Here is a 25,125-nt window from a genome sequence, read left to right on the forward strand (position 1 = left end):
TAATATATCACCAAATATTTTATCAAAAAAAATATAATTTTTTTTACTCTTTTATCACAAAAATAAATTCTTCTTTAAATTCTAATATCGTATTTTTGCTATCACAATATGCTTATTTACAAAGCACAAATTATTATATGGACAAATTTTCGTTCTTAAACGCAGCACATACAGGCTTTATTGCCGATTTATACGATCAATATTTAATCAATCCAGATGCAGTTGAACCGAGTTGGAGAAGCTTCTTTCAAGGGTATGATTTGGCCAACGAAGATTATTCTTTTACTGATGAAGAAATCTCTACAGAGATTCCTCAAGAAGTAAAAAAGGAGTTTTTAGTAGTAGATTTGATAAACGGATACAGAACTAGAGGTCATTTATTCACCAAAACGAATCCGGTTAGAGAAAGAAGACAATACGAACCTACGCTAGAATTTGAAAATTTTGGATTGACAAAAGAAGATTTAGACAAAGAATTTTCTGCGGGTGATGTTCTAGGTTTGGGGAGGGTTAAACTTTCTGTAATTATAAACCACTTAAAAAATATTTATTGCGATTCTATTGGGGTGGAGTATATGTATATGCGAAATCCTGAAAAATTGAAATGGTGGCAAAATCGTTTAAACGAAAATGACAATCATCCAAATTATTCTGTAGAATCTAAAAAATATATTTTAGGAAAATTAAACCAAGCAGTTACTTTCGAAAGCTTTTTACAGACCAAATATGTGGGGCAAAAACGTTTTTCATTAGAGGGTGGCGAAGCTTTAATTCCTGGAATTAGTGTTGCTTTAAGGGAAGCGGCAGAAACTTTTGGTGTTAAAGAATGTGTTTTAGGAATGGCACACAGGGGTCGTCTAAATACGTTGGTAAACATTTTTAAAAAACCAGTAAGAGATTTATTTAGCGAGTTTGAAGGGAAAGACTTTGAAGATGATGATATAGATGGTGATGTAAAATATCACTTAGGTTTAACCTTGAGTAAAACCTATAGAGATGGTAATGAGATTAAAATGAATTTGGTGCCAAATCCATCTCATTTAGAAACCGTTGCCGCAGTTGCAGAAGGAATTACAAGAGCAAAAATAGATAGAAAATACAATGGCGATTCTAGCAAGATTCTACCAATTATTATCCATGGAGATGCAGCCATAGCAGGGCAAGGAATTGCTTATGAAATTGTTCAAATGGCAAAATTAAACGGTTATAAAACAGGAGGAACCATTCATATTGTAATAAATAATCAAATTGGTTTTACTACAAATTATTTAGATGCACGTTCAAGTACCTACTGTACAGATGTTGGTAAAGTAACGTTATCACCCGTTCTGCATGTAAATGCAGATGATACAGAAGCCGTTTGTCATGCAATGCAAATGGCATTAGAATTTAGAATGAAGTTTAAAACGGATATTTTTATAGACCTATTAGGATATAGAAAATACGGTCATAATGAAGGTGATGAGCCACGTTTTACACAACCAAAATTATACAAAGCAATATCTAAGCACGAAAATGTAAAAGATATTTATGCAGAAAAATTACTTAAAGAAGGAACTGTAGATAAAAATTATTTATCTGAAATCACTTCTGAATTCAAAGGAATGTTAGAAAAGGAATTCGATTTATCTAAAGAAGATAAAACTTCTAAAGTAAAAGAATTCATGCAATCTACTTGGGAAGGTTTTGATCGAGAAGATCTTGCCACGATGTTAGAAACAGTAGATACCACCTACAAAGCAACTCAATTAAAACACATAGCAAAAATAGTTTCTACAGTTCCTGAAGGAGTAAAATTTGTTAGAAAAGCAGAGCGAATCTTAAAAGGAAGAGCTACCATGGCATTTGAAACCAATAGATTAGATTGGGGAATGGCAGAAACATTGGCTTATGGTTCCTTAATGGAAGAAGGATTCAATGTACGTATTTCTGGACAAGATGTAGAAAGAGGAACTTTTTCTCACAGGCACGCAATTTTACGCGATGAAGTTACAGAAGAAAGAATCAATTTATTAAATATAAATCCTGAGAACAAAGGGCAAATGACGATTTACAACTCGTTATTATCTGAATACGGAGTTTTAGGGTTCGATTATGGTTATGCGATGGCAAACCCAAATACATTAACCATTTGGGAAGCACAGTTTGGAGATTTTTCTAACGGAGCCCAAATTATGTTCGATCAGTATATTTCTGCAGCAGAAGACAAGTGGAAGTTACAAAACGGAATTGTAATTTTATTGCCTCACGGATATGAAGGACAAGGTTCTGAACATTCGTCTGCAAGAATAGAACGTTATTTACAGTTATGTGCAATAGATAACATGACTGTTGCAAACTGTACAACACCTGCTAATTTCTATCACTTATTGCGTAGACAAATGAAACGCGATTATAGAAAACCATTAATTGTTTTTACCCCAAAAAGTCTATTAAGACACCAAAAAGTAATTAGTAGTATTGAAGATTTAGCAACTGGTGAATTTCAAGAGGTAATAGATGACACAATTCATACAGATAAAGTTACAAAACTAGTTTTCTGTATGGGCAAGTTCTATTATGATTTATTGGAAGAAAGAGAAAATTTAGAAAGAGAAGATGTTGCTTTGGTAAGAATAGAGCAATTATTTCCTTTGCATTTAGAGAAGATACAGAAAGTAATAGATAGATATCCGAATGTAGAAAACTACGTTTGGGCACAAGAAGAACCAAGAAATATGGGTGCTTGGAGTTTTATGTTAGAACGTTTCGATTTGGTAAAATTGAATGTTCGTTCTCGTAAATATTACGCAGTACCAGCAGCAGGTTCTAGTACACGATTCAAAAAACGACACAAAGCAGTTATTGATAGTGTTTTTAGTAATGAGTAAGCGCCCCTGCCTGCCGCAGGCATGTTAAGGATTGAAACAGCATCCTTTTTATTTGACAACTTCTCGACTGCGCTCGAAGAGATAAATAAAAAGATATAGTGGAAAGCCTGTTAAAACCTACCTGTGGTAGGTGCTCAAAATATAAAAAGTAAAATAATTAAATGCTGATATTTTTTCAGCGCAAGCAAAATAAGAAACCATGAGTGTTTTAGAAATGAAAGTTCCTTCTCCAGGAGAATCAATTACAGAAGTAGAAATTGCAGCTTGGTTAGTTGAAGATGGAGATTATGTTGAAAAAGATCAGCCAATTGCAGAAGTAGATTCTGACAAAGCAACCTTAGAATTGCCTGCAGAAGAAAGTGGAATTATCACTTTAAAAGCAGAAGAAGGTGATGCTGTGAATGTTGGTGAAGTAGTTTGCTTAATTGATACAAGCGCTGCAAAACCAGATAGCGATAGTGCTTCACATTCAAAAGAAGAAACGACCTCTAAACCTACAAAAGAAGCGCCAACAAAGGAATACAAAGAAGCACCAAGTATCGAAAAGAAAGATACCTATGCTTCTAGAGTTGCATCACCTGCTGCGAAAAAAGTCTTAGCAGAAAAAGGAATAGCGTCCTCCTCAGTAAAAGGAACGGGAAAAGATGGAAGAATTACCAAAGACGATGCTGTAAAAGCAGTACCTTCTATGGGAACGCAACCAGCAAACGGCTCTAGAGGAACAGAGCGTAAGAAAATGTCGATGTTGCGCAGAAAAGTGGCAGAACGTTTGGTTGCTGTAAAAAGCGAAACAGCCATGTTAACTACGTTTAATGAAGTAAACATGCAGCCAATTTTCGATTTACGTAAAGAGTACAAAGAAGACTTTAAGGCAAAACACGGTGTTGGTTTAGGCTTTATGTCTTTTTTTACTTTAGCAGTTGTAAGAGCTTTAAAAATGTATCCTGATGTAAACTCTATGATTGATGGAGATTTTCAAATAAAACACGATTTTCAAGATATTTCTATTGCGGTTTCTGGACCCAAAGGATTGATGGTGCCTGTAATTAGAAATGCAGAAGATTTATCTTTTAGAGGTGTGGAAAGTGAAGTAAAACGTTTGGCATTAAGAGCTAGAGACGGTCAAATTACAATTGATGAAATGACGGGTGGAACTTTTACCATTACCAACGGTGGTGTATTTGGTTCTATGTTATCTACACCAATTATAAACCCTCCACAAAGCGGAATTTTAGGAATGCACAATATTGTAAATAGACCCATGGCAGTAAATGGCGGCGTGGTCATTCAGCCCATAATGTATGTTGCCTTGTCTTACGATCACAGAATTGTAGATGGTAGAGAATCTGTGGGATTCTTAGTAGCGGTAAAAGAAGCTTTAGAAAATCCAGTAGAATTGTTAATGGACAACAACCCTACAAAAGCATTAGAAATGTAGTCTACTATTTAGACTTATAAATATTAAAAATCCTAAGCTGTTGCTTGGGATTTTTTGTTTTACTTTTGAAAATACATAAGTAACTAAATTATTAAGTGTTATGACATGTTAATATTTAATAAAATAAAAATATAAATTTTATAACTAAGAAAATACTACACAATTATTATTTTTGATCTAAAAAAAAACTTTGACTAAAAACTCTATAATTTTAATAATCATCTTTTTTACTATAATTTATAGTAGTTCTTCCCAAATTATTGTTAAAAATCCTATAATTTCTTTACATGAATTCAAATACTCTCTGCAACTTTATAATAAACTAAAGAAAAGTGATTTCAAATTAGACAATAATTTCAAGAATTTTAATGAAGCAATTGCCTATTTTGAAACTAGTATATATTGGGCGAATAAAAACGGCACACAACTCCAAATTATAAAAGCTAAACAAACTGTTTTAGGTATTTATATTCATCAAGAAAATAATGCAGAAATAATTGCGCGTTCTAAAAATATTTTAAAATATGAAGAAGTCTATGAGATTGAAGATATAGTAACGATTTATTATGATTTAAAACAAGCTTATAAAAATACAGAGCAATTTGCTTCATTTTTAGATATTCTACCAGAATACTACAAGTATAGTAAAATTTATGGCTATCGCACTAAAACAGAAGAATCTTACGATTGTGAAATAGCGTATGTTAACTATCGCTTAAAAAATTATCAAAAAGCTATTGAGTCCTACAAAATATGTGCCCAAGAATTAAAAGCTAAAAAAGAATTTTTAGAGCAAAGTAGCATGATTAATAATATCGGTTTAAGTTTTTCTAAAAAACAACAAACTGATAGTGCTGCTTATTACTTTAAGAAATCAATAGAAGCTATAAGTTTTTACGCAAATTTTAGTAAAGATGCAGATAAAAAGTATGCAAGTCATTTTAAAAATGTAGTTATCTCTAACTTAAGAGAATTGAATAAAGATATTTCTGTAGAAAAAAGCTTAATTTTCTATTTTGATGAACTTAAAAGCGGAAAAAAATTTAAAGAAAAAAATATTATTTCTAGCGCTTATTTAAAAATAGCTGAGAATTATTTTAAAAGCCAAAAATTTGTATTAACAGATGTTTATTTAGATAGTACTTTTTTAATTTTAGAAAATTATACTAATAATACTACGCGAATACAAGCATTAAATCTTAAAGCAAAATCTTTATTAGCACAAGATAAATTTAATGCTTCACAAGTGGCCTTTATTAAACATCAAGATTTTACAGATTCTTTAGAAGTTTTAAAAACTAAAAAAGAATTTATGTTGGGTGTTGTAAAACATGAAACTGACGTTAGAACTAAAGAGTTAGAGAAAAGTAGGTTGGAGAATGAAAAAGAGCAAAAAATTATTAATTATCAATATATATTTCTTGGAACACTAATTTTATTTTTAATTGGAGTTTTGTATTTCTTTTTTAGATTAAGAACAAAAAATAAAGTAATTAAAAATCAGCAACAAATTGTAACTGCTCAATTGCAGGAAAAAGAAGTTTTATTAAAAGAAATTCATCACCGTGTAAAAAACAATTTGCAAGTAATTTCTGGTCTGTTATTAATACAATCCAAAAAGAAAAAAACAAATTTTGATGAAATTAGAATACAATCTCAACAACAAATAAAAGCCATGTCTTTAGTACATGAAATGTTGTATCAAAGAGAAAATGTATCCCAAATAGGGATGCAAGAATACATGGCCAAATTAGCAGAAAGTATAATTGGTGTTCAAAATAACAATTCTATTTCTACAACAATTATTGCTGATGCTATTTATTTACATATAGATTATGCAAATCCTATTGGTTTAATGTTAACAGAATTAATAACAAATTCTATAAAACACGGTTTTACAAACACAATAGATGCAAAAATCAAGATTAAGATTACAAAAAAAGACAATACGTATCAATTTATATATGCAGATAATGGTATTGGAATGGATTTGTCTAATTTAAATAAAAAAGACAAATCTAAATTTGGAAGTCGCTTAATAAAAGCACTTTCATCAGAAATAAATGCAGATTTAGTCATAAGTAGTCATAACGGAATTTCTTACACGTTTACATTTAAAAACAAAAAAAAATAGACTATGTCTCAACAAAGAGCTGTTTTTATAGTAGAAGATAATGCTATAAATAAACTTACTTTAGAAACTATTTTAGAAGAAAATAATTTTGATATCACAGGTAGTGCCTCTAATGCAGAAGAGGCTTGGGAAGATTTAAAAAATACAGTAGTAGATATTGTTTTAATAGATATAAATCTGGCAGGAGATAAAAATGGAATCTGGTTAGCTGAAAAAATAAGAAAGGAAAAAAATACAGCACTAATATATCTAACTGCTTACGGTGATAAAAAAACAATTGATAAGGTAAAAAAAACAAGACCTAATGGCTATTTAATGAAACCTTATAATGAGCCAACATTACTTACAACTATCGAAATAGCCATTGAAAGTTTTACTTCTAAAAAAACAAAAACCAGCAAAAATCTATTTATTAAAGACAACTACATTCAAATAAAAATAAATTCTGATGATATTTTATACATACAATCTTCAGGTAATTATTTAGAAATTTTTGCAAAAGATAAAAAGTATTTGATAAGAGCAAAAATATCTGACTTTATAAATCAATTGCCGCAAGAAAATTTCTTAAAAGTTCATAGGCGTTCTATAATAAATTTGCAAAAAGTAGATATGGTTGGTAATGGCTTTGTAAAAATTAATAATCAAGAAATTTCGATTTCGAAAACATTTAAAAAAGAATTACATCATAAACTAGAATTTTTATAGGTAAAACAAATTACTTCACAAAAAAAAGGGGTTTCATCACATGTTTTCTTTGCTACATAATTGAATTTTTATTTTTGTATAAAATTTCGATTATTATGAATAGAATATTATTTAGTAAAAAAATAAGATGTTTGTATCTTATATTATTTTGTTTGGCAATTTCAAACTTTAGCTACGCACAATGTATAGAAGAAAATATAGGAACTGGGACTAAAGATTTTACACGAAGTGGTGAAGCTGTCGGTCAAAGTTTTACAGCAAGTTGTACTGGTAGCCTATTAACTATCGGTTTTGACTTTTATAGCAATGCAACTGTAGATTTTTTAATTTATGAGGGCGCTGGAAATACGGGTATATTATTAGGGTCTAAATTAAATTATGTCATAAATAACGCTGTTGCAGGTAAAATAGAGAATATTGATATTAGGTCATTAAATATAAATTTGACTAATGAACAATTATATACTGTATATTTCAGACCAATAGCTGGTACTAGTATTGATTATTCATTTTTTACTAGTAGTCCTTATCCTAAAGGAAATATTTTTTTTAATAATACTAGGGCTTCATCTTGGGAGACAGGATTTTCATTTTTTGCTACACCTACTATTGTTGAAAATCCATCTTGTATTGTACAAAATTTAGCAACTGGCACTGGAACTTTTACAAGACATAAAGAATTTCGTGGGCAAAGTTTCACAGCCGATTGTACAGGTGTTTTAACAACAATAGGTATTGATTTTTCTTCAGATGAAACCGTTGATTTTTTAATTTACGATGGTGCTGGTAACACAGGTGCTCTTTTAGGTTTTAAGTTAAATCAAATAATTAGTAATGCGAATTCCGGAGATATTGAAACTGTAGATATAAATGATTTAAATATTAATGTAATCCAAGGCCAGCAATACACAGTTTATTTTGATCCCTCTTCTGCGGGTGGTGAAATTGATTTCGCATTTCTTACTTCTAGCAGTTATGCTGGTGGAGCTCTTTATTTAGGTAATACAGCATCACCCTATGAAACAAGATTCTCATTTTTAATTACACCTTTAGTTACAGAAACTGTTTCAATAGAAAATTTAACTCCAGATGGCTCAGGCACTGTACTATCATCTACTAATTTAATTGGGCAGTCTTTTATACCAATTCTAGGTGGAAAACTGCAATCAGTAGGTTTTGATTTTGCAACAAAAAATTCAATAAATAATTTAGAAGTAAAAATTTACAGCGGTGGTGGCATAGGTACCTTGATAGGAACTTTAAGTAATCAATCAATTACTTTTTCTACATCTGGTAGTATAGAATATATTAATGTATCTTCTTTGAACATCAATATTGTTGTAGGGCAAGAATATACAGTATTACTATCAACTACGGATAGTGGTATAAGCACTTTTAATAACTCTGGAAACCCATATTCAGCAGGAAGTTTTTTTGTTAACAATACGAGGTTTTCAGATAGGGATATGAGATTCTCTTTTAAAATAGGTAGACCTTCAACTAACAATCGTTTTAATAATACATCTTCTGATAATAAATGGTCTACCATAGCAAACTGGTCTGCAGGTCTACCAACTTCTACAGACAATATCATTATAAATAAAGATATTATTATAGATGTAGAAGATATAAGTCTAAGAAATCTGACATTGAATTATGGTGCTAATCTAAATATCCCAGTAGATAAGGAAATTACTGTAAACAATGATTTTGTTAGTTTCGGAGAAGTAAACATAGCATCAGACGCTACAAACAGTGGTGTTTTACTTGTAAAAAGAAGTTCAAAAGGAGAAATAACATATAATAGAGGTGGTTTGTTAGCAAATAAGTGGAGTGTTGTTACACCTCCTATTTCAGATCAAAAAATACTATCATTTGCTCAAAACACAGCTGTAAATAATATTCGCAGTAATACAACTGTTTCTCCTGTAAGATATGCTATTGGGTCTTATGATGATAACTTATCTAATAAATGGCAATATTTTGATGCCAATACACCTGTTACAGAAGAATTTGTAGCGGGTACAGGTTACAGTATGTCTAGAGGCTCTGATGGTGCTGTATCTTTTAAAGGATCATTAAATACTGTTTCTATTTTTTCAGCATTACCAGCTAATAAATGGTCTTTAATTGGAAATCCTTTTACAGCATATATTCCTGCAAATGAAAATGGAAGTTCAAGTTTTTTAGGAGATAATATTAATTCTTTAGATGACAATTTTAAAAGTATTTATATGTGGGATAATGCTCAGAATAAATATGTAGCTGTAACACAAGTTGATGGAGTTAATAGATTTCTTACTCCTGGACAGGGTTTTTTTGTTAGGATGAAAACAGGCGAAACTAATATTGTATTCTATGAAAATAAAAGACAAGCTAAACCAGTAGCAGGAACAACTACTTTTCAGAAATCTGCATCAACAATACCAAATATTAAATTGTTTATTGATAATGGAACAGTAAAAGTTTCAACTGATATAAAATATTTCAACAACGCTACTAAAGGTTTTGACCCAGGTTATGATATTGGAAACTTCAATGGAAGTGATTTAGATATTTTTACTCATTTAGTGGAAGATAATAAGAATGTTAATTATACCATTCAATCTTTACCTACAAGTAATATTGAAAGTATGGTAATTCCTGTGGGTATCATTTCAAAAGAAGGCGATATTTCATTTTCTATAGATGCAACAGACTTGCCAATAGAGTACAAAGTCTTTTTAGAAGATAAAGAAAATAACACTTTTAATCAATTAAACGAGGTAAATAGTAAATATGATGTATCATTTGCTACAGATACAAATACAACAGATCGTTTCTTTTTACATACCACTAATGCAAAAGCGTTAAGTTTAAATGACGATATGTTGAATGGAGTTTCTATCTATAAAACTTCTAATAATGATTTGAAAATATCTGGTTTACTGAATGAAAATGTTAATTTATCTGTGTACAATATTTTAGGAAAAGAGGTATTTACTAAACGGTTTCAGGGGAAAACAACAAACACGATTCCATTACCAATTAGAACTGCTGGTGTTTACATTGTGTGTATTCAAACAGAAAATGGAAAATTGAGCAAAAAAATAATCCTGGAATAAAAAATTATGAACAATAATAAAAAGAACACAAAAAAAACTGAGATTACTAGAAAGGAAGCTTTAAAAAAAATAGGTTCTTATAGTAAATATTCTGCTTTAACAGCTTTAGGTACTTATATGATTTTGAGTCCACAAAAAGCACAAGCACAAAGTCCAGAAGCACCTGGAAGTGGATTTTAATGCAAAATAATCAGTTATATTGATAAAAATAAACTTTTATTCTTTAAAATTTTAAGAATATTATGTCCGAAATACTTTATAAAAAAAGTTCAAGCATTTTGCTTGGGATTTTTTTAATTTCTTTATTGCATAAATTCCATGATACTTTTTGTAAAACTAGCACTTACAAAGCATATCGAAAACACTACAATTATAATTTGGCATTTTTTACTTCAGAATAAATATCAATAGCTTGAATTTTGCTGTTAATATCTAATTTTCCATAAATATTTCTAATGTGAAACTTCACGGTGTTTAAAGAGATAAACAAATCTTCACTAATTCTTTTATTTGTAGCTCCTTTATAGATCAAACGCAATACCTCTGTCTCTTTTAAAGAGAGATTGTATTTTGATTTTAATAATTTCTGCTCTTTCAGAAAAGTATCTCCTGTAGAATCTTTTAGGATTTTAATCTTATCCAAATATTCGTTTATTTCTTTTTTAAACCTGCGATTTTCTTTGTGTAGAATTTTTATACGATAGGTGATTGCATACGTTAAGATCAACATTTCAAATAAAGCACCAAATTTTATAAAGTTTAGCGAAATAGTATATGTTTGTAAGCCCCAATCTAAAGGAATTACAAATAAAAACGCCGAAAATAACACAAATGAGTATCCAATAACAAAGAATCTTGCGAATTCGTGATCTCTTAAAATAAAAACCCCAATTACCCAATAATATAAGAGTACAAGTAATGAAACAGTATTGGCTATGGCAATAAAAAGATAGTTATAAAAACAAAAAAACAGTATATAATTACAAAGTGCTAGAAAAAGTAAGCCTACACCTATTCGATTTCCGTTGGGCTGGTAGTATTTGATATTTAAAAATTGATTTGCCAAAAGCAACCCACATAACGCTACCAAAAAATGCAAAACAGGAATAAAATATAGCAAAAAAAAGGCGGGAAACAGCGCATTTAAAAGGCCGTCAAATCCGGTAATACTTATGGTAATGGTTAACAAGAACAAGCAATAGTATACAAAAGTTTTATCTTTAAGTGAAAAATAAAAAAACACATTCACAATAAGTACCATCAATACCAACCCATAAAATACTCCGTTTATAAAAAAATTGTATTTTTCAGATAACTGCGCATTATTATATGCTTTTATTTCTAATGGAAAATACACTTTATTCTGAAAGTGAGCTTTTATATAATAGGTGTTTCTTTTTGATGTAGAATTCACCAAAAGTGAAAAAAACCTATTGTCTAATTCTTGATAGGGTAGGCTTTTAAAATCTTTATAAATGCCAATGCTATCGATACTACTTCTGGGAATATCAAAAACGATGGCTTTAGGAATGCGATCCTCTAACAAAATAACTTTAAACCAATACACCCCATTTTTATAGCCTAAGTTTGGGTTTTCTAACGGGCGCATTTCTTTGGTGGTGATAGATTGAATAGTTTCTTTTTGTGCAAGATCTTGAAAATAGAATAAGGAAAATTGTAAAGTATGCTCTTTATTTTCTGCACAAGCACCTAATACTAAAATAATACTCAAATATTGGAGGTAATACCTAATTTTTTTCAACGTAAGTGGCTGTTTTTCTTTCAAATATATAAAAGAATCTACTTATATGTGCCTGTTTAAGGCTGTTCTTTTTAAAATAAAAAGGAGGTTTACAACATTTTTACAAATTTTTCTTTGTCGGGTTCTCTTTTGTAAAAAATATAGTTAAATTCGTTTATATTTTTGCTGTTTTCTTATCTGTAAAAATACAATGCTTCTCAAAAATAGGATTCCTAAACAATTTACCCCTCATGGACAGATTTATATATAAAATCAAGATGAGTGTGTACTATTTTTAAACTTTTGAAATATAAAAATGTTAAAATTATATACATTTATCAAAAACCACCCATTTTGGGTGGGTTGTAGAAGGAAAAGGAAGATTACTTTTGTGCAAGAAGCGCTAACAAATTAGATCTGTAGTATTTTGGAAAAACCTACTTCCTTTACATAGGAGAAATTGGATCTTGAAATACTATTATCATACCATATTAAAATATAAAGAGTAATAATTTGTGTTAGATTTAGGGGCTAACATAGATGATTAGACCACGGCAACATTTGTCGTGGTTTTTATATTTAGAGCATAGGTATACCATACGTAGAGACAAAAGAAAGGATCAAGTCCAAAACTTGTGGGATTTTAAGAAATAAGTAATCAAAGTGCTTTTATAAGTTTAGCATGCTTTGTTAAAAAGTAACCCTTATTTTAAAAGCATATAGAGATGGTTTTCTAGAGTATGGTTTTGACAATCTTTTAACCCACATGAAAGATTGAAAAATTTATAGGTAAAAATTTAAGATTGAAAGAAATAGGGTGCTATAAAACATTTTTTTATAAAAAAAAAGATGAAAACCACCCATTTTGGGCGGGGAAAAAGACCTTTTTAAATATTAGATTTGCATGTATATTTTTATTTGTTGTAAAAATATATATTCTTTAAATATTAAAAAAATAATAATTAAAGACAAATAAAACCCTATAACAAAAGGTAAGGTTCAAATTAAGTAATATATTTTCAATATTATTTTTAAGTGAAACTATCAAAACTCCTAAAAAAAATTAGCAGTCAGTAGTTAAAATTAAGAGTAATGTTAAAGTGCCCAAAATGTAATTCCTCTTACCGAAAGAAAGTTAAAAGAAGTATTTTACTAAAATTAATATTTCCAGCGTTTAAGTTGTATAAATGTTATAACTGCAAACGATATTTTTTATTTTGTTCTAAATCTAATTCATTTGTTAGATATAGATACAGATTAGGATTACATAGAGAAAGAAAATATCATTAAAAAATTCATGCAGTAAATTTTTCTAATAGTTTTTATTTTTTAAAGTGTGTAGAAAAGGAAATTTTAACAATAAAAATCATTGCAATTAAGTAATTAAATCCCCCCAATTATTATTTGTAGGAAATCTCAAGCAATTTGCTTGAGATTTTTTATGAAATTATGTTTAATTTTTTACCTTGCTTAAAAAAAGCAAAAATGCCCAAAAATCCTGAATTAGAACTTGCGCTACAGTTTATTGATAAAACAGATAGAAATTTGTTTATCACTGGAAAAGCAGGTACAGGAAAAACTACTTTTTTACATCAGATTAAGAAAGAATCTTTAAAAAGAATGGTTATTGTTGCGCCAACAGGTGTGGCAGCAATCAATGCAAAAGGAGTAACGATTCATTCTTTTTTTCAAATGCCATTTGGACCTATTCTACCCAATCAGATTGCAAATAATAATCAACAACGGAAGTTTTCGAAGACTAAAATAGATATTATAAAATCGTTAGATTTAGTAATTATTGATGAGATTTCTATGGTGCGTGCAGATTTGTTAGATGGCATCGATCAAGTGATGCGCAGGTATAAAAATAGAAATAAAGTTTTTGGTGGTGCACAAATTCTTATGATTGGCGATTTGCAACAATTGGCGCCAGTTGTAAGGTCTAATGAATGGAGTTTGTTGCAACAATATTATAACACGGTTTATTTTTTTAGTGCTAAAGCCTATCAAGAAGCGAATGTGGTTTCTATTGAACTGAAACATATTTATCGTCAGAAAAATGAAGATTTTATTACTATTTTAAATGAAATTAGAAATGATGAATTATCGAATAAATCTGCAAAAATTTTAAACGAACGATACAATCCAACGTTTTCACCAGACAAAGAAGATGGGTATATTACCTTAACCACACATAACAGAAGAGCAGATTTAATTAACAATTCTGAGCTGAATAAATTGAAGAATAAAAGCCATTTTTTTCAAGCCGAAATTTCTGGAAAATTCAATGAAAACTCCTATCCGAATTCAGAAAAATTAGAATTAAAGGTTGGAGCGCAGGTAATGTTTATCAAGAATGATTCGTCTTTAGAAAAAAGATATTTCAACGGGAAAATAGGCATTATCACAGCTATTTCTAGAGAAAATGTTACGGTACAATGTGCCAATGAAACAGATAAAATTGTTACAGAAAGAGAAAAATGGGAGCATATAAATTATTCCATCAACGAAGAAACGAAGGAAATAAAAGAAGATATTTCTGGTTCTTTTGAGCAAATTCCTTTGCGTTTAGCTTGGGCAATTACCATTCACAAGAGTCAGGGTTTAACCTTTGAAAGAGCAATTATAGATGCAGAAGCGTCTTTTGCACACGGGCAAACCTATGTGGCATTAAGTAGGTGTACTTCTTTAGAAGGTTTGGTTTTAAAGACGCCCATTACAAGTAGTGCAATTATAAATGACAATACTGTAAGTATTTTTAATCAAGGTGTAGCAGAAAATCATCCTGATGAAAGGATTCTAAATGAGTCTGAAAAAGAGTTTCAACTGAATTTAATTTCAGAATTGTTAGATTATCAACCATTTTTATATCCGATTTCAAGATTGATTGACATTTTTTATAAAAACAGAACAAGTATTAAAGGTGATGTAATTGATCATTTACAAACCATAAAAGATGAAGGAATTGTTGCTTTGATGAAAGTTGCTAACGGATTTAAAAATCAATTAAAGGCCATTTCTGAAGAAGGAATTTTACCAGAAAACAGCAGTACAATTCAAGAAAGGTTTAAGAAAGCAATTGATTATTTCTTAACAAACACAAAAAATAATATTCAGAAACCCTTAGATACAATTTCGTTTTCAACAGATAATAAAGCTGTTAAAAAAGACTTTTCTAAACAGTTTGATTCATTGCAAGAAAAATTAGAAGAAAAATTATTTGCACTTCAAAAAATGATTACTGGATTTAAAGTTCAACCTTATTTAGAAGTTAGAGCAAAAGCTGTTTTGCAAAAAACGGAACCTACTAAAAAGAAAAAAGTAGTTCCTAAACGCGATCCTATTTTAGCTTTAAAATTAAGAGAATTAAGAGATGGAATCGCAAAAGATTTAGGAATTGCTCATTTTCAGATTTTCACGCAAGAGACTTTATATGCTATGTGCGACGAATTGCCAAGAACAGAAGCTGCTTTATTAAAAATAGTTGGCATGGGAAAAACGCGTGTTTCTAAGTATGGTGAAGAAATTTTAGCAGCTATTGAAACCTATTGTAAAGAAAACGGAATTAACAAATTCAATGAGCAAAAAAAGGAAGATAAAAAACCAACCAAACAAATTTCTTTTGAGTTGTTTAAATCAGGTTTAACCATCAAAGAAATTGCAAAAGAACGCAGTTTAACTGCTGGAACCATTGAAAATCATTTGGCAAATTATATCACTTCTGGAGACATCGATGTTTTAGAATTGATAGAAATAAAACGCTATAAAAAAATTAGAAATGCAATAGAAGCTGCTGGTGAAGTAAAAGGCTTAACAGCATTAAAAGAAAAAGTAGACCCAAGTTTTACCTATATGGAATTGAAAATGGTTTTAATGTCTATGGAGATTTAGAGTTTTGGCATTCCTGCGTAGGCAGAAATCCAAACTAAATTTATATAAATTCCTATCTTAACAAGAATGAAAGACCCCACAAATAATCCGAATACGAAATAATTTCATAACTTTAAGACATCAACCAAAAACTAGAATTATGAAATTAGGTGCATTTTCAATCAGTTTAGCCGTAAAAGATATTCAAAAATCAAAAGCATTTTATGAAAAATTAGGATTCTCAGTTTTTGCAGGAGAAATAAAAAAAAACTATCTAATTCTTAAAAACGGAAATTCTTTAGTAGGCGTATTTCAAGGAATGTTCGAAAATAATATTTTAACTTTTAATCCGGGTTGGGATGAAAGCGCCAATAAATTAGATGAGTTTGATGATGTTAGAACCATACAACAACAATTAAAAAAAGAAGGACTTAAATTAGAAACGGAAGCAGATGAAACAACCTCTGGTGCTGCAAGTTTTGTAATTTTAGACCCAGACGGAAATGTTGTGTTAATTGATCAGCATGTTTAATTTTAAAAAAGAATTTTTGAGTTTGTCATTCCTGTGAAAACAGGAATCCAAACTTCACTTATTACGGATTCCTTCCTAGAAATGACATTCAATTATATTGAAAATCTTTTCAACAAGTATTTATTTTCATCTATTTTAGTTAAATTGAATTTAGGAGGATTTTCTTTTTCCCAAGAAATCATTCCGTTTTCAAAAAAACAAAGACCAATTTCTAAATGTTTAAACTCTGGACATTTGTTCCAAAATCCTTGAGTTAAATTGACTGTAAAAAAATCATTTCCTTCTATACTTAATAAAACATTTTTTGGAGTTTCATTAAAACAAAGATTTCTATCTTTAAGTTTTAATCTGATTCCAAAACTTTTACTTCTGTAATTTAGGTTTCCACTATTCCAAGCACTAACTTCAAACTTTTCCATATTATTTAATATCCTTTAATAACAATTGCACAGATTTAAACCCATTCCATTCATTTTCATCTAATGCATATACAATATCAAATTCCTCTTGTACAAAGGCCATTTTATCGCCTAGATTAAAACCAATAGCATTATAAGTTTTTTTATTATCGCCCTGAAAAACATTCAGTTTTAGATGTGTTTTATCTGCACCCACTTGTTTGCCATAACCATTATCACGAACACAGGTAGATTTAAAAGTAGGTTTCATATTTTGTGGACCAAAAGGAGCCATTTGCTGAATAATTCTAAAAAATTTATTTGTAATTTCAGACAAGTCTATTTCGGCATCCACAGCAATTTCAGGAGTTAGCAATTGTTTATCAATTGTATTTTCTACAACTTCTTCAAACTTAGCCTTAAAATTCTCATAATTTTCTGGCAATAAGGTTAAACCCGCAGCATATTTATGTCCGCCAAATTGCTCTATAAATTCGCTACACGCTTCCAAGGCAGTATACACATCAAACCCTTTTACGGAGCGCGCAGAAGCGGCTAATTTGTCGCCACTTTTTGTGAAGACCAAAGTAGGTCTGTAATATTTTTCTATCAATCTAGAAGCTACAATACCAATTACTCCTTTGTGCCAATCTTCTTGAAAAACTACGGAGGTAAAACGTTCTTCCTCTTCATTATCAATAATTTGAATTAAAGCTTCATTGGTAATTTTCTTGTCTAAATCTTTTCTATCTGCATTAAAAATTTCGATGGCTGCAGCAAATTCTATGGCAGCATCCAAATCCATTTCCGTTAATAATTCTACGGCATAATTTCCGTGTTTCATTCTCCCAGCAGCATTAATTCTTGGTGCAATAATAAACACAACATCAGTAATTGTGAGTTCTGTTTTTTTAATTTGATGAATAATGGCTTTGATTCCGTTTCTTGGTTTTTGGTTGATAACTTGCAAGCCAAAATAAGCCAAGGTTCTATTTTCGCCATTCATAGGTACAATATCTGCAGCAATTGCGGTAGCTACCAAATCTAAATAAGGTACAAAATGCTCAATGGTTTGATTTCTAGAAACACCCAGAGCCTGAATGAGTTTAAAACCGACGCCACAACCACACAATTCGTCAAAGGGATAACTACAATCTTCTCTTTTAGCATTTAAAACAGCAACAGCTTTCGGAATTTCTTTTCCAGGTTTGTGATGATCACAAATGATAAAATCTACATTTTTTTCTTTTGCATAAGCAACTTTTTCAATGGCTTTGATACCACAATCTAACGCAATAATTAAAGAGAAATCATTGTCTTCTGCAAAGTCGATCCCTAAATAAGAAACGCCATAACCTTCTGCATATCTATCAGGAATATAGGTGGCAATGTTTGGATAAATGGTTTTTAAATAAGAGGAAACCAAAGAAACGGCAGTGGTTCCATCCACATCATAATCGCCAAAAACTAAGATGTTTTCGTTGTTAGCAATTGCGCTTTCAATTCTTTTCACAGCAACATCCATATCTTTCATTAAAAAAGGATTGTGGATATCTTCTAAACTAGGACGAAAGAATTTTTTTGCAGCCTCAAAAGTTTCAATATTGCGCTGACAAAGTATGGTTGCAATCGTTTTATCAACCTGAAGATCTTTCGCTAATTTTGCTACTTTTTCTTTTTCTGGATCTGGCTTTACTGTCCATCTCATCGCATTTTATTTTTGAACTTAAGATACAAACAACGTATTAAAAATAATTCTAGTGAAAAGAATTTACAACTTTATAATTATTCATCATGTAAGAAAATTTCAGTTTCTACTACTGCAAATTGTCGAAACATTTCCATCACTCCACAGTATTTTGTTACTGATAAATTTACTGCTTTTTGAATTTTTTCTGGCTGTAAATCTTTGCCAGTAAAATGATAATCTACCTTTACTTTATTGTAAAATTTAGGATGCTCATCTGTTAATTCTGCGGTTACTTCAATTTTAAAATCTGCTGTTTCTACTCGCATTTTTTTTAATAAAGAGATTACGTCTAATGCAGAACAGCCTGCTAAAGAAGAAAGCATCAAAGCTTTTGGTCCGTAACCAACAGTACCTTTATTTTCTTCATCTGCCACAGAAAACATTGTTAAATGATGTCCGCTTGGATTGTTCGATTCAAACTGTTCTTTTTGTGTCCAAACTGTAGTTACTATATTTTTAACCATAACTTATTTTTAAAAAATTAACGCATTCAACTCTGCGCAGTTACAAAAATAAGAAAACCCTTATAAGTTCATGGTTGTTTTTAATAAATCTCTATGATTCTATGGCTCAAAATGAAAAAAAGTAAAATTATACATTTCATAAATTATAGGCTCTTATTTTTATAATTGCATTTTTTTTGCTGTTTATGAAGTTGTATTGATAATTATTTGCTGTTTTTAGTTTTTGGTTGCTGTTAATTTATTTTTTTTACATATTTTTATAAAAGTTATAACCAATTAAAACCGTTTTATGAAAAAAAAAATAAGTATTTCAACTGTTTTAGGCTTATTCCTAACCTTCAATTTTTATGCCCAACAGATTACTGTTAAAGGAAAAGTATCAGATAGTTCAGGGGAATTACTCGGAGTTAATGTTCAGGTAAAAGGAAGTACCAAAGGAACAAGCACTGATTTGAATGGGTTTTATACCCTAAAAGCTTTAAATGGAGATGTGTTAATTTTCTCTTATCTAGGCTACAAAACCAAAGAAGTTGTAGTAAATACATCTTTAATAGATGTGGTTCTTGAAGAAGATGCTGGATTATTAGACGAAGTTGTAGTAACTTCTTTTGGTATAAAAAGGCAAAAAAAGTCGTTAGGTTATGCTGCGCAGGCATTAAAATCTGAAGAACTTTTAGAGGGCAACCAAAATAACATCATCAACACGCTACAAGGTAAAGTATCTGGTGTTACTGTAACTAGTTCAGGTGGTGCTCCAGGAACTTCTTCTGTAATTATGATTCGTGGAGGTACATCTATAACAGGTAATAATCAACCCCTTATTATTGTAGATGGTTTGCCAATTGATAACTCTACAGGTTCTAGTGGAGAGGTTGCCAGTATCAATAGAGCCTCTGATTTACATCCAGAAGATATTGAAAGTATTACTGTACTTAAAGGTCCGGCAGCCGCAGCCCTATATGGTATTCAGGCAGCTGAAGGTGCTGTAATTATTACAACCAAAAGAGGTAAAGAAGGTGTAAGTAAAGTATTTTTATCTACTTCTTTTTCAGTAGATAATGTTATGGGTACACCCTCTATTCAAAGAGTGTATGGGCAAGGAGAACAAATTCTTCAAACTAATGGTACTATTACTTATAATAATGATAGCCCGTTATCTTGGGGAGAACAAATTCCTTCAGGCATACAAACCTATAATCATATTAATGATTTTTATACCACAGGAATTACGCAAAATTATTTTTTAAGTTATGCTGGAGGAAGCGCAAAAAATAACACTTATTTTTCAGTGGGAAACATAGCTAATGATGGAATAATACCAACAACCTCTTATGATAAAACAACTTTTAGAATTACACAGAATTCTAAACTTTCAGAGAAGCTTACTTTAGGAGTTTTAGGAAATTATATTAGAACAAATATTAACAGTACCCGCCAAGGAAATGCAACTGGTGGTAGTATTACAAGTCTATTAAATTACCCGTCTAACGTTAATATAAATGATTATCTAGATGCAGATGGAGCACAAAAAAGTTTTTTTACAGGACAAGAGTTTGATAATGTTTATTGGAGCATAGAAAATAGTCCTAACACCAACGAATTAAATAGATTTATAGGTTCAATAGCATTAGATTATGCGATACTTGAAAACGTAAACCTTTCTTATAAATTTGGAGCAGATATATACAATCAACACAGTCGTAGAATAACAGCAAATGGTTCATTAAATGACATTAGAAATGATGGCTATATATCACAATACGAAAGACTTTATAAAAAGTATACATCTAACTTTATTGCCACGTATGTTAAAACAATAGCTACTCATTTTGAATTGAATCTATTGGCAGGAAATACTATTGAAGATAGCAATGTTAGAACAGATTATATGACAGGTGAAGGGTTTTTGGCACCTGGTATTTATAATATAAGTAATGTTGCTACAGAAAATCAAACAATTACAGAAAATATTGCTAGAAAAAGAAACGTTGGTGTTTTTGGAGAGGTAAAATTAGGGTATAGAAATGCCTTATTTTTAAATGTTACTGGTAGAAATGACTGGTCTTCTACGCTACCTTCAAACAGTAGATCTTTCTTTTATCCCTCTATTGGTGGTTCCGCTATTCTTACTGATTTATTCGATATAAAATCAGAAGGAAACGGCTTAAGTTATTTTAAATTAAGGGCTACTTGGGCACAGGTTGGTAAAGATGCTCCAATAGGGCAGTTAGAAAGTTATTTAGTAACGCAAATTAACCCACTTGGTAGTTCGGGCTATGCGTATAATGGAGTAGATGTTGGAAATGCAGCATTAGAACCAGAGTTTACCAATAGCTGGGAAGTTGGTTTTGACTCAACTTTTTTAAATAACAGGATTGGTTTTGATGCAACTTATTATAAGAGTGTTTCGGACAATCAAATTTTAACGGACATTCGGGTACCTCCAACTGCAGGAACTTTTTATGCAACTTTAAACGGCGGTGCTATCGAAAATGAAGGTTTAGAAGCATTGTTATCTTTAAAATTAATGCCATCTACTTCCAATTTTCAATGGGATATGAATTTCAATTTTGGTAGCAATAAGACTACAGTGATAGATTTACCTGGAGAAATTAATGAGGTTTATTTATCAGATTCCTGGACCTTTCTAAACTCTGCAGCAGGAGCAGGCGTTTTAAATGCCTCTTTATTTTCACTTCGTGGAAAAAGAGCCTTAAAAAATGAAGATGGAGAGGTTATAATTGGAGACAATGGATACCCTACTTTAGCAGATGAAACATATACAGATGTTGACAGACAACCAGATTTTACGCTAGGAATTTCAAGTAATATAAAGTATAAAAATTTTGGTTTATCTTTTTTACTTGATATTATAGAAGGAAATACAGTTTATAATGCTACTGCATCTGCACTAGCATATTATGGCGTTGGTACCAGCACTTTAGATAGAGGAGAAACTACTATTATTCCTGGTGTAAAAGCAGACGGATCGCCCAATGATATTTCTGTGACTAAAAACCAATCTTATTATCAAGATTATTACTCTATGTTATCTGATAATTTTGTTGAAGATGGTTCGTATACACGTTTGCGTTATATTAGTTTGAGTTATACATTAAACCAAAAAGTTTTAGATCGTTTATCAATTTCTAATTTAGAATTTTCTTTAACGGGTAGAAATTTATTTACAATTACAAATTATAGTGGTATAGATCCAGAAATAAATACATTCGGTGGAGGCATTCCTGGTGCTGGTTCAGTAGGTGTAGATAATCTTAGTACACCAAACACAAAAGGTTTAGATATTGGAATTAAATTAACTTTTTAAAATATAAAGAAATGAAACAGATAATATATACCCTCTTTACATGCATAGCTAGTATCTTTTTTTTCTCATGTTCTGAAGATTATTTTGATGTAAATAGTTCTGTAACAGCACCAACAACAGAATCATTAGAGCCCCAATATCGTATAAAAGGAGCAATAGAAAATATGTTTACTGGTATTATCTATAGAGGTAGTAGAGAGGTGTTAGGAATAACCCAATATGGTTCTCAAAATGTTGCTAATTATTATTCAGAAACATGGAGTAGTTTTCTTACTACCGGACGCTATTTTTTATGGCAAAATGCCTATGTATATTCTTTGCCAAACACGGCAGATTTAATAGTTTTAGGAGAAAAACATAACTCACCCAATTTTACAGCTGTTGGTAAAATTTTACGTGCGTATGGTTTTGGCACAACCACCGATCAATACGGAGCTATTGTTTTTAATGAAACGTATGATGGTGAATCTTCGTTAAATTTAACACCTGAATTCGATGATCAAAAAACAGTTTATCAAGGTATCGCTACAATGCTAGACGAAGCCATTGTAGAAATAAACCAACCAAGTGAAATAGCATTAAATGAAGACGGTGGAGATGTTTTTTATAGTGGAAATAAAGAACAATGGACAAGATTGGCATACGCTTTAAAGGCACGTTACTTAAACCATTTGTCTAAAAAAAGTGCTGGAGATATGGCTTATGATGCAGATGCAATTATAGAGGCCTGTTCTAAAGCATTACAATCAAATGCAGATAATGCCTTTAGAAGTTATGGCGGTGGTGAAGCAGAAAATGACCGTCAGCCATTTGCTGTGGGAGGTTATGGAAGCTCAAGAGTGGATTACTTTTCACATTTTTTTGTAGAGTTGTTAAAAAATTCCTTAAACCTTTCTACTACTTATGAAGATCCGCGTCTTAAAATTATTGTTCCAGAAGCTGTAAATGGCGGATACCAAGGTGTTAAAACAGGACAAGGACCTTTACCAGATAATTCTACTGGAGGCGATAATTATTCTTTAGGAAATGGTGGGTATTATACAAGCCCTACGTCTCCAACCTATATGATGACTTATAGTGAAGTTAAATATATTGAAGCCGAAGCAAGATTTAGAAAAGGAGACATGGCTGGTGCTTATACAGCTTTAAAAGCTGGAGTTCAAGCAGATTTTGAAAAAGCTTCAGTAGATTCAATAGATACAGCAAATTATATAGCTACTATGGACGATGAGGTAGGGGCTACCGGTATTACCTTATCACATATTATGATTCAGAAATATATTACACTACTTTTTGATCCAGAAACGTGGGTAGATATGAGAAGAATGGATTATAGCAATACGATATACCCTGGTTTAGAAAGACCAGTAAACGTAAACTTGTCTATTTTTCCTGATTCAAATGATTGGATTCAAGCCATGATGTATGAATATAATGAAGAGGATAGAAATTATGAAAACATGCCAGATAATACCCCCAATGTTAGATTAACTACACCTGTTTGGTGGAATGTAGTTGAATAGCGCTTAGAATTACAAATAAAAAGCTATCAAGAACCAAATTTTTGGTAGCTTCTATATTTTTTTATTATGAGCTACATAAGAGAAATGCTATGCTTATATTTTAATATCAATAGTAAACCCGCCAGATATCAGATTTTCATCTGAATAATTTTCCGATAAAACTCACTCGAGTCTGCCAGACCATTTATAAACAATTATTTTTGGTAAATTTTTTAGCTGTATATCAGTTGTTTTTAGCGCTCAGATTCTTTAAACTTTTTATTAAGAAATTTAATTGTGGTGTTGTATGATTTGCGTTTAAAACAATTCTGTTGATTTTTTTTGAGGATGTAGGATAATAAAAACTGGTAATTATGATGTGATGTAATAACAGCTCATCAGCAATATATTCATTGTCAATAAAAAAAACAGGGTAGTTTTCAGAAATTGTAATATTTTCTAAATCTTTAAGAGCATCATAAACATACTTGCAATTATACTGCAATTTTTTTAATTGATTGTAGTACAGTTCTTGTGCATCTAAAAAACTTTGTAAGAAAGCAGGATTCATTGGTGCACTTCCAATAAAAAGCGGGTTGTGTTTAATGAAATTGATGAATTTCTTCGATCCAGCAATAACGCCACCATTCAAACCAAATGCTTTTGTGAAAGAAGACACACGAATCATTTCTATTTGATCACTAACTTTAATTTTCGTCGAAATTCCACTTCCGTTTTCACCTAAAACACCTAAGCTATGAGATTCATCTATAACAAGAAATATTTTTTTATCCGATGAAATTTTATGCAAAAAATCAAAATTAAAAGGCGTTGTTTCTAATGCAGCAATTCCATCTACAACAATACATAAAGTTTCTTTTTTACTGTTTTGTAACAAAGAATGTAAACGATTATTTTTAAAAACAGGTTTTGCTTTCTTTGGTAAAATTGCTGGATGTGTTTTTGGCATATAAAAGAAAGTATCTACCATTTTTTCTAAAGTAGAAATGGCTAATAAACCAGAAAAAGTTCCTGAAGAAACTGTTACACAATCTTCACTTTTTAAAAAGTTAGACAAAAAGTCTTCTGCTTTTTTATAGACGCTTAATTTTATATTTGCATTTCTAGAACTACCAAAAGAACTTCCCCAGTTTTTAATATTTCCAAAAATAATTTCTTGAAACTCTGGTAAAGTAGCAACTCCTAAATAAGAAGTTCCACTAAAATATAGGTAGGCTATATTGTTTATCAGAACAGTTGTGTCTGGTGCTTTATCTATTTGCATA

General features: G+C 30.6%; 15 protein-coding genes. 10 read left to right on the forward strand and 5 right to left on the reverse strand.

From position 1 onward, the window contains the following. Window positions 1-137: 137 nt before the first annotated feature. From Q0998_RS02975 to Q0998_RS03000, 6 genes are all read left to right on the forward strand, one after another. Window positions 138-2,870 (forward strand): 2-oxoglutarate dehydrogenase E1 component, encoded by a 2,733-nt coding sequence (locus Q0998_RS02975; protein WP_299666033.1) that lies wholly within the window; start codon window positions 138-140, stop codon window positions 2,868-2,870. 199 nt (window positions 2,871-3,069) lie between these two features. After that, a complete protein-coding gene (gene odhB, locus Q0998_RS02980; protein WP_299666036.1) occupies window positions 3,070-4,308 on the forward strand; it encodes a 2-oxoglutarate dehydrogenase complex dihydrolipoyllysine-residue succinyltransferase in 1,239 nt (412 codons plus the stop codon). 190 nt (window positions 4,309-4,498) lie between these two features. Then, window positions 4,499-6,442: a sensor histidine kinase gene (locus Q0998_RS02985; RefSeq protein WP_299666039.1), complete on the forward strand. Its 1,944-nt coding sequence runs from the start codon at window positions 4,499-4,501 to the stop codon at window positions 6,440-6,442. 3 nt (window positions 6,443-6,445) lie between these two features. Beyond that, window positions 6,446-7,150 (forward strand): response regulator, encoded by a 705-nt coding sequence (locus Q0998_RS02990; RefSeq protein ID WP_299666042.1) that lies wholly within the window; start codon window positions 6,446-6,448, stop codon window positions 7,148-7,150. A gap of 95 nt (window positions 7,151-7,245) precedes the next feature. Next, window positions 7,246-10,254: a T9SS type A sorting domain-containing protein gene (locus Q0998_RS02995; protein WP_299666045.1), complete on the forward strand. Its 3,009-nt coding sequence runs from the start codon at window positions 7,246-7,248 to the stop codon at window positions 10,252-10,254. A 6-nt stretch (window positions 10,255-10,260) separates the two neighbouring features. Continuing rightward, the gene (locus Q0998_RS03000) at window positions 10,261-10,434 is read left to right on the forward strand and encodes a hypothetical protein (RefSeq protein WP_299666048.1); all 174 of its coding nucleotides are present in this window, start codon (window positions 10,261-10,263) and stop codon (window positions 10,432-10,434) included. A gap of 190 nt (window positions 10,435-10,624) precedes the next feature. Here Q0998_RS03000 and Q0998_RS03005 read toward each other — a convergent pair whose 3' ends face one another. Next, entirely contained in the window at window positions 10,625-11,986 is a 1,362-nt protein-coding gene (locus Q0998_RS03005) for a 7TM diverse intracellular signaling domain-containing protein (RefSeq protein WP_299666051.1), read from the reverse strand. 1,494 nt (window positions 11,987-13,480) lie between these two features. On the opposite strand from Q0998_RS03005, the gene Q0998_RS03010 reads away from it, so the two are divergent. Then, a complete protein-coding gene (locus Q0998_RS03010; RefSeq protein WP_299666054.1) occupies window positions 13,481-15,886 on the forward strand; it encodes a helix-turn-helix domain-containing protein in 2,406 nt (801 codons plus the stop codon). A 139-nt stretch (window positions 15,887-16,025) separates the two neighbouring features. Continuing rightward, window positions 16,026-16,397 (forward strand): VOC family protein, encoded by a 372-nt coding sequence (locus tag Q0998_RS03015; RefSeq protein ID WP_299666057.1) that lies wholly within the window; start codon window positions 16,026-16,028, stop codon window positions 16,395-16,397. 92 nt (window positions 16,398-16,489) lie between these two features. On the opposite strand, the gene Q0998_RS03020 is transcribed toward Q0998_RS03015, so the two are convergent. From Q0998_RS03020 to Q0998_RS03030, 3 genes are all read right to left on the reverse strand, one after another. After that, window positions 16,490-16,816 (reverse strand): hypothetical protein, encoded by a 327-nt coding sequence (locus Q0998_RS03020; protein WP_299666059.1) that lies wholly within the window; start codon window positions 16,814-16,816, stop codon window positions 16,490-16,492. 1 nt (window position 16,817) lies between these two features. Beyond that, window positions 16,818-18,503, reverse strand: a complete 1,686-nt coding sequence (gene recJ, locus Q0998_RS03025) for a single-stranded-DNA-specific exonuclease RecJ (RefSeq protein ID WP_299666062.1) — start codon at window positions 18,501-18,503, stop codon at window positions 16,818-16,820. A 77-nt stretch (window positions 18,504-18,580) separates the two neighbouring features. Continuing rightward, on the reverse strand, window positions 18,581-19,009 hold the full coding sequence (locus Q0998_RS03030) for an OsmC family protein (protein ID WP_299666064.1): 429 nt from the start codon (window positions 19,007-19,009) through the stop codon (window positions 18,581-18,583). Window positions 19,010-19,298: 289 nt separating this feature from the next. On the opposite strand from Q0998_RS03030, the gene Q0998_RS03035 reads away from it, so the two are divergent. Further along, complete coding sequence (locus tag Q0998_RS03035) at window positions 19,299-22,337, forward strand: SusC/RagA family TonB-linked outer membrane protein (RefSeq protein ID WP_299666067.1); 3,039 nt, start codon at window positions 19,299-19,301, stop codon at window positions 22,335-22,337. Window positions 22,338-22,348: 11 nt separating this feature from the next. Beyond that, window positions 22,349-23,860 (forward strand): SusD/RagB family nutrient-binding outer membrane lipoprotein, encoded by a 1,512-nt coding sequence (locus Q0998_RS03040; protein ID WP_299666070.1) that lies wholly within the window; start codon window positions 22,349-22,351, stop codon window positions 23,858-23,860. A 223-nt stretch (window positions 23,861-24,083) separates the two neighbouring features. On the opposite strand, the gene Q0998_RS03045 is transcribed toward Q0998_RS03040, so the two are convergent. Further along, a complete protein-coding gene (locus tag Q0998_RS03045) occupies window positions 24,084-25,124 on the reverse strand; it encodes an aminotransferase class I/II-fold pyridoxal phosphate-dependent enzyme (RefSeq protein ID WP_299666073.1) in 1,041 nt (346 codons plus the stop codon). Window position 25,125: the final 1 nt, after the last annotated feature.

This window comes from uncultured Polaribacter sp. (genome assembly GCF_947501385.1).
Taxonomy (GTDB): Bacteria; Bacteroidota; Bacteroidia; order Flavobacteriales; family Flavobacteriaceae; genus Polaribacter.

What these genes read in the sequence shown, in the direction of transcription:
- Q0998_RS02975 (WP_299666033.1), top strand. Translation starts at nt 138, where the DNA reads ATGGACAAATTTTCGTTCTTAAACGCAGCACATACAGGCTTTATTGCC.
- odhB (WP_299666036.1), top strand. Translation starts at nt 3,070, where the DNA reads ATGAGTGTTTTAGAAATGAAAGTTCCTTCTCCAGGAGAATCAATTACA.
- Q0998_RS02990 (WP_299666042.1), top strand. Translation starts at nt 6,446, where the DNA reads ATGTCTCAACAAAGAGCTGTTTTTATAGTAGAAGATAATGCTATAAAT.
- Q0998_RS02995 (WP_299666045.1), top strand. Translation starts at nt 7,246, where the DNA reads ATGAATAGAATATTATTTAGTAAAAAAATAAGATGTTTGTATCTTATA.
- Q0998_RS03000 (WP_299666048.1), top strand. Translation starts at nt 10,261, where the DNA reads ATGAACAATAATAAAAAGAACACAAAAAAAACTGAGATTACTAGAAAG.
- Q0998_RS03010 (WP_299666054.1), top strand. Translation starts at nt 13,481, where the DNA reads ATGCCCAAAAATCCTGAATTAGAACTTGCGCTACAGTTTATTGATAAA.
- Q0998_RS03015 (WP_299666057.1), top strand. Translation starts at nt 16,026, where the DNA reads ATGAAATTAGGTGCATTTTCAATCAGTTTAGCCGTAAAAGATATTCAA.
- Q0998_RS03020 (WP_299666059.1), bottom strand. Translation starts at nt 16,816, where the DNA reads ATGGAAAAGTTTGAAGTTAGTGCTTGGAATAGTGGAAACCTAAATTAC.
- recJ (WP_299666062.1), bottom strand. Translation starts at nt 18,503, where the DNA reads ATGAGATGGACAGTAAAGCCAGATCCAGAAAAAGAAAAAGTAGCAAAA.
- Q0998_RS03030 (WP_299666064.1), bottom strand. Translation starts at nt 19,009, where the DNA reads ATGGTTAAAAATATAGTAACTACAGTTTGGACACAAAAAGAACAGTTT.
- Q0998_RS03035 (WP_299666067.1), top strand. Translation starts at nt 19,299, where the DNA reads ATGAAAAAAAAAATAAGTATTTCAACTGTTTTAGGCTTATTCCTAACC.
- Q0998_RS03040 (WP_299666070.1), top strand. Translation starts at nt 22,349, where the DNA reads ATGAAACAGATAATATATACCCTCTTTACATGCATAGCTAGTATCTTT.
- Q0998_RS03045 (WP_299666073.1), bottom strand. Translation starts at nt 25,124, where the DNA reads ATGCAAATAGATAAAGCACCAGACACAACTGTTCTGATAAACAATATA.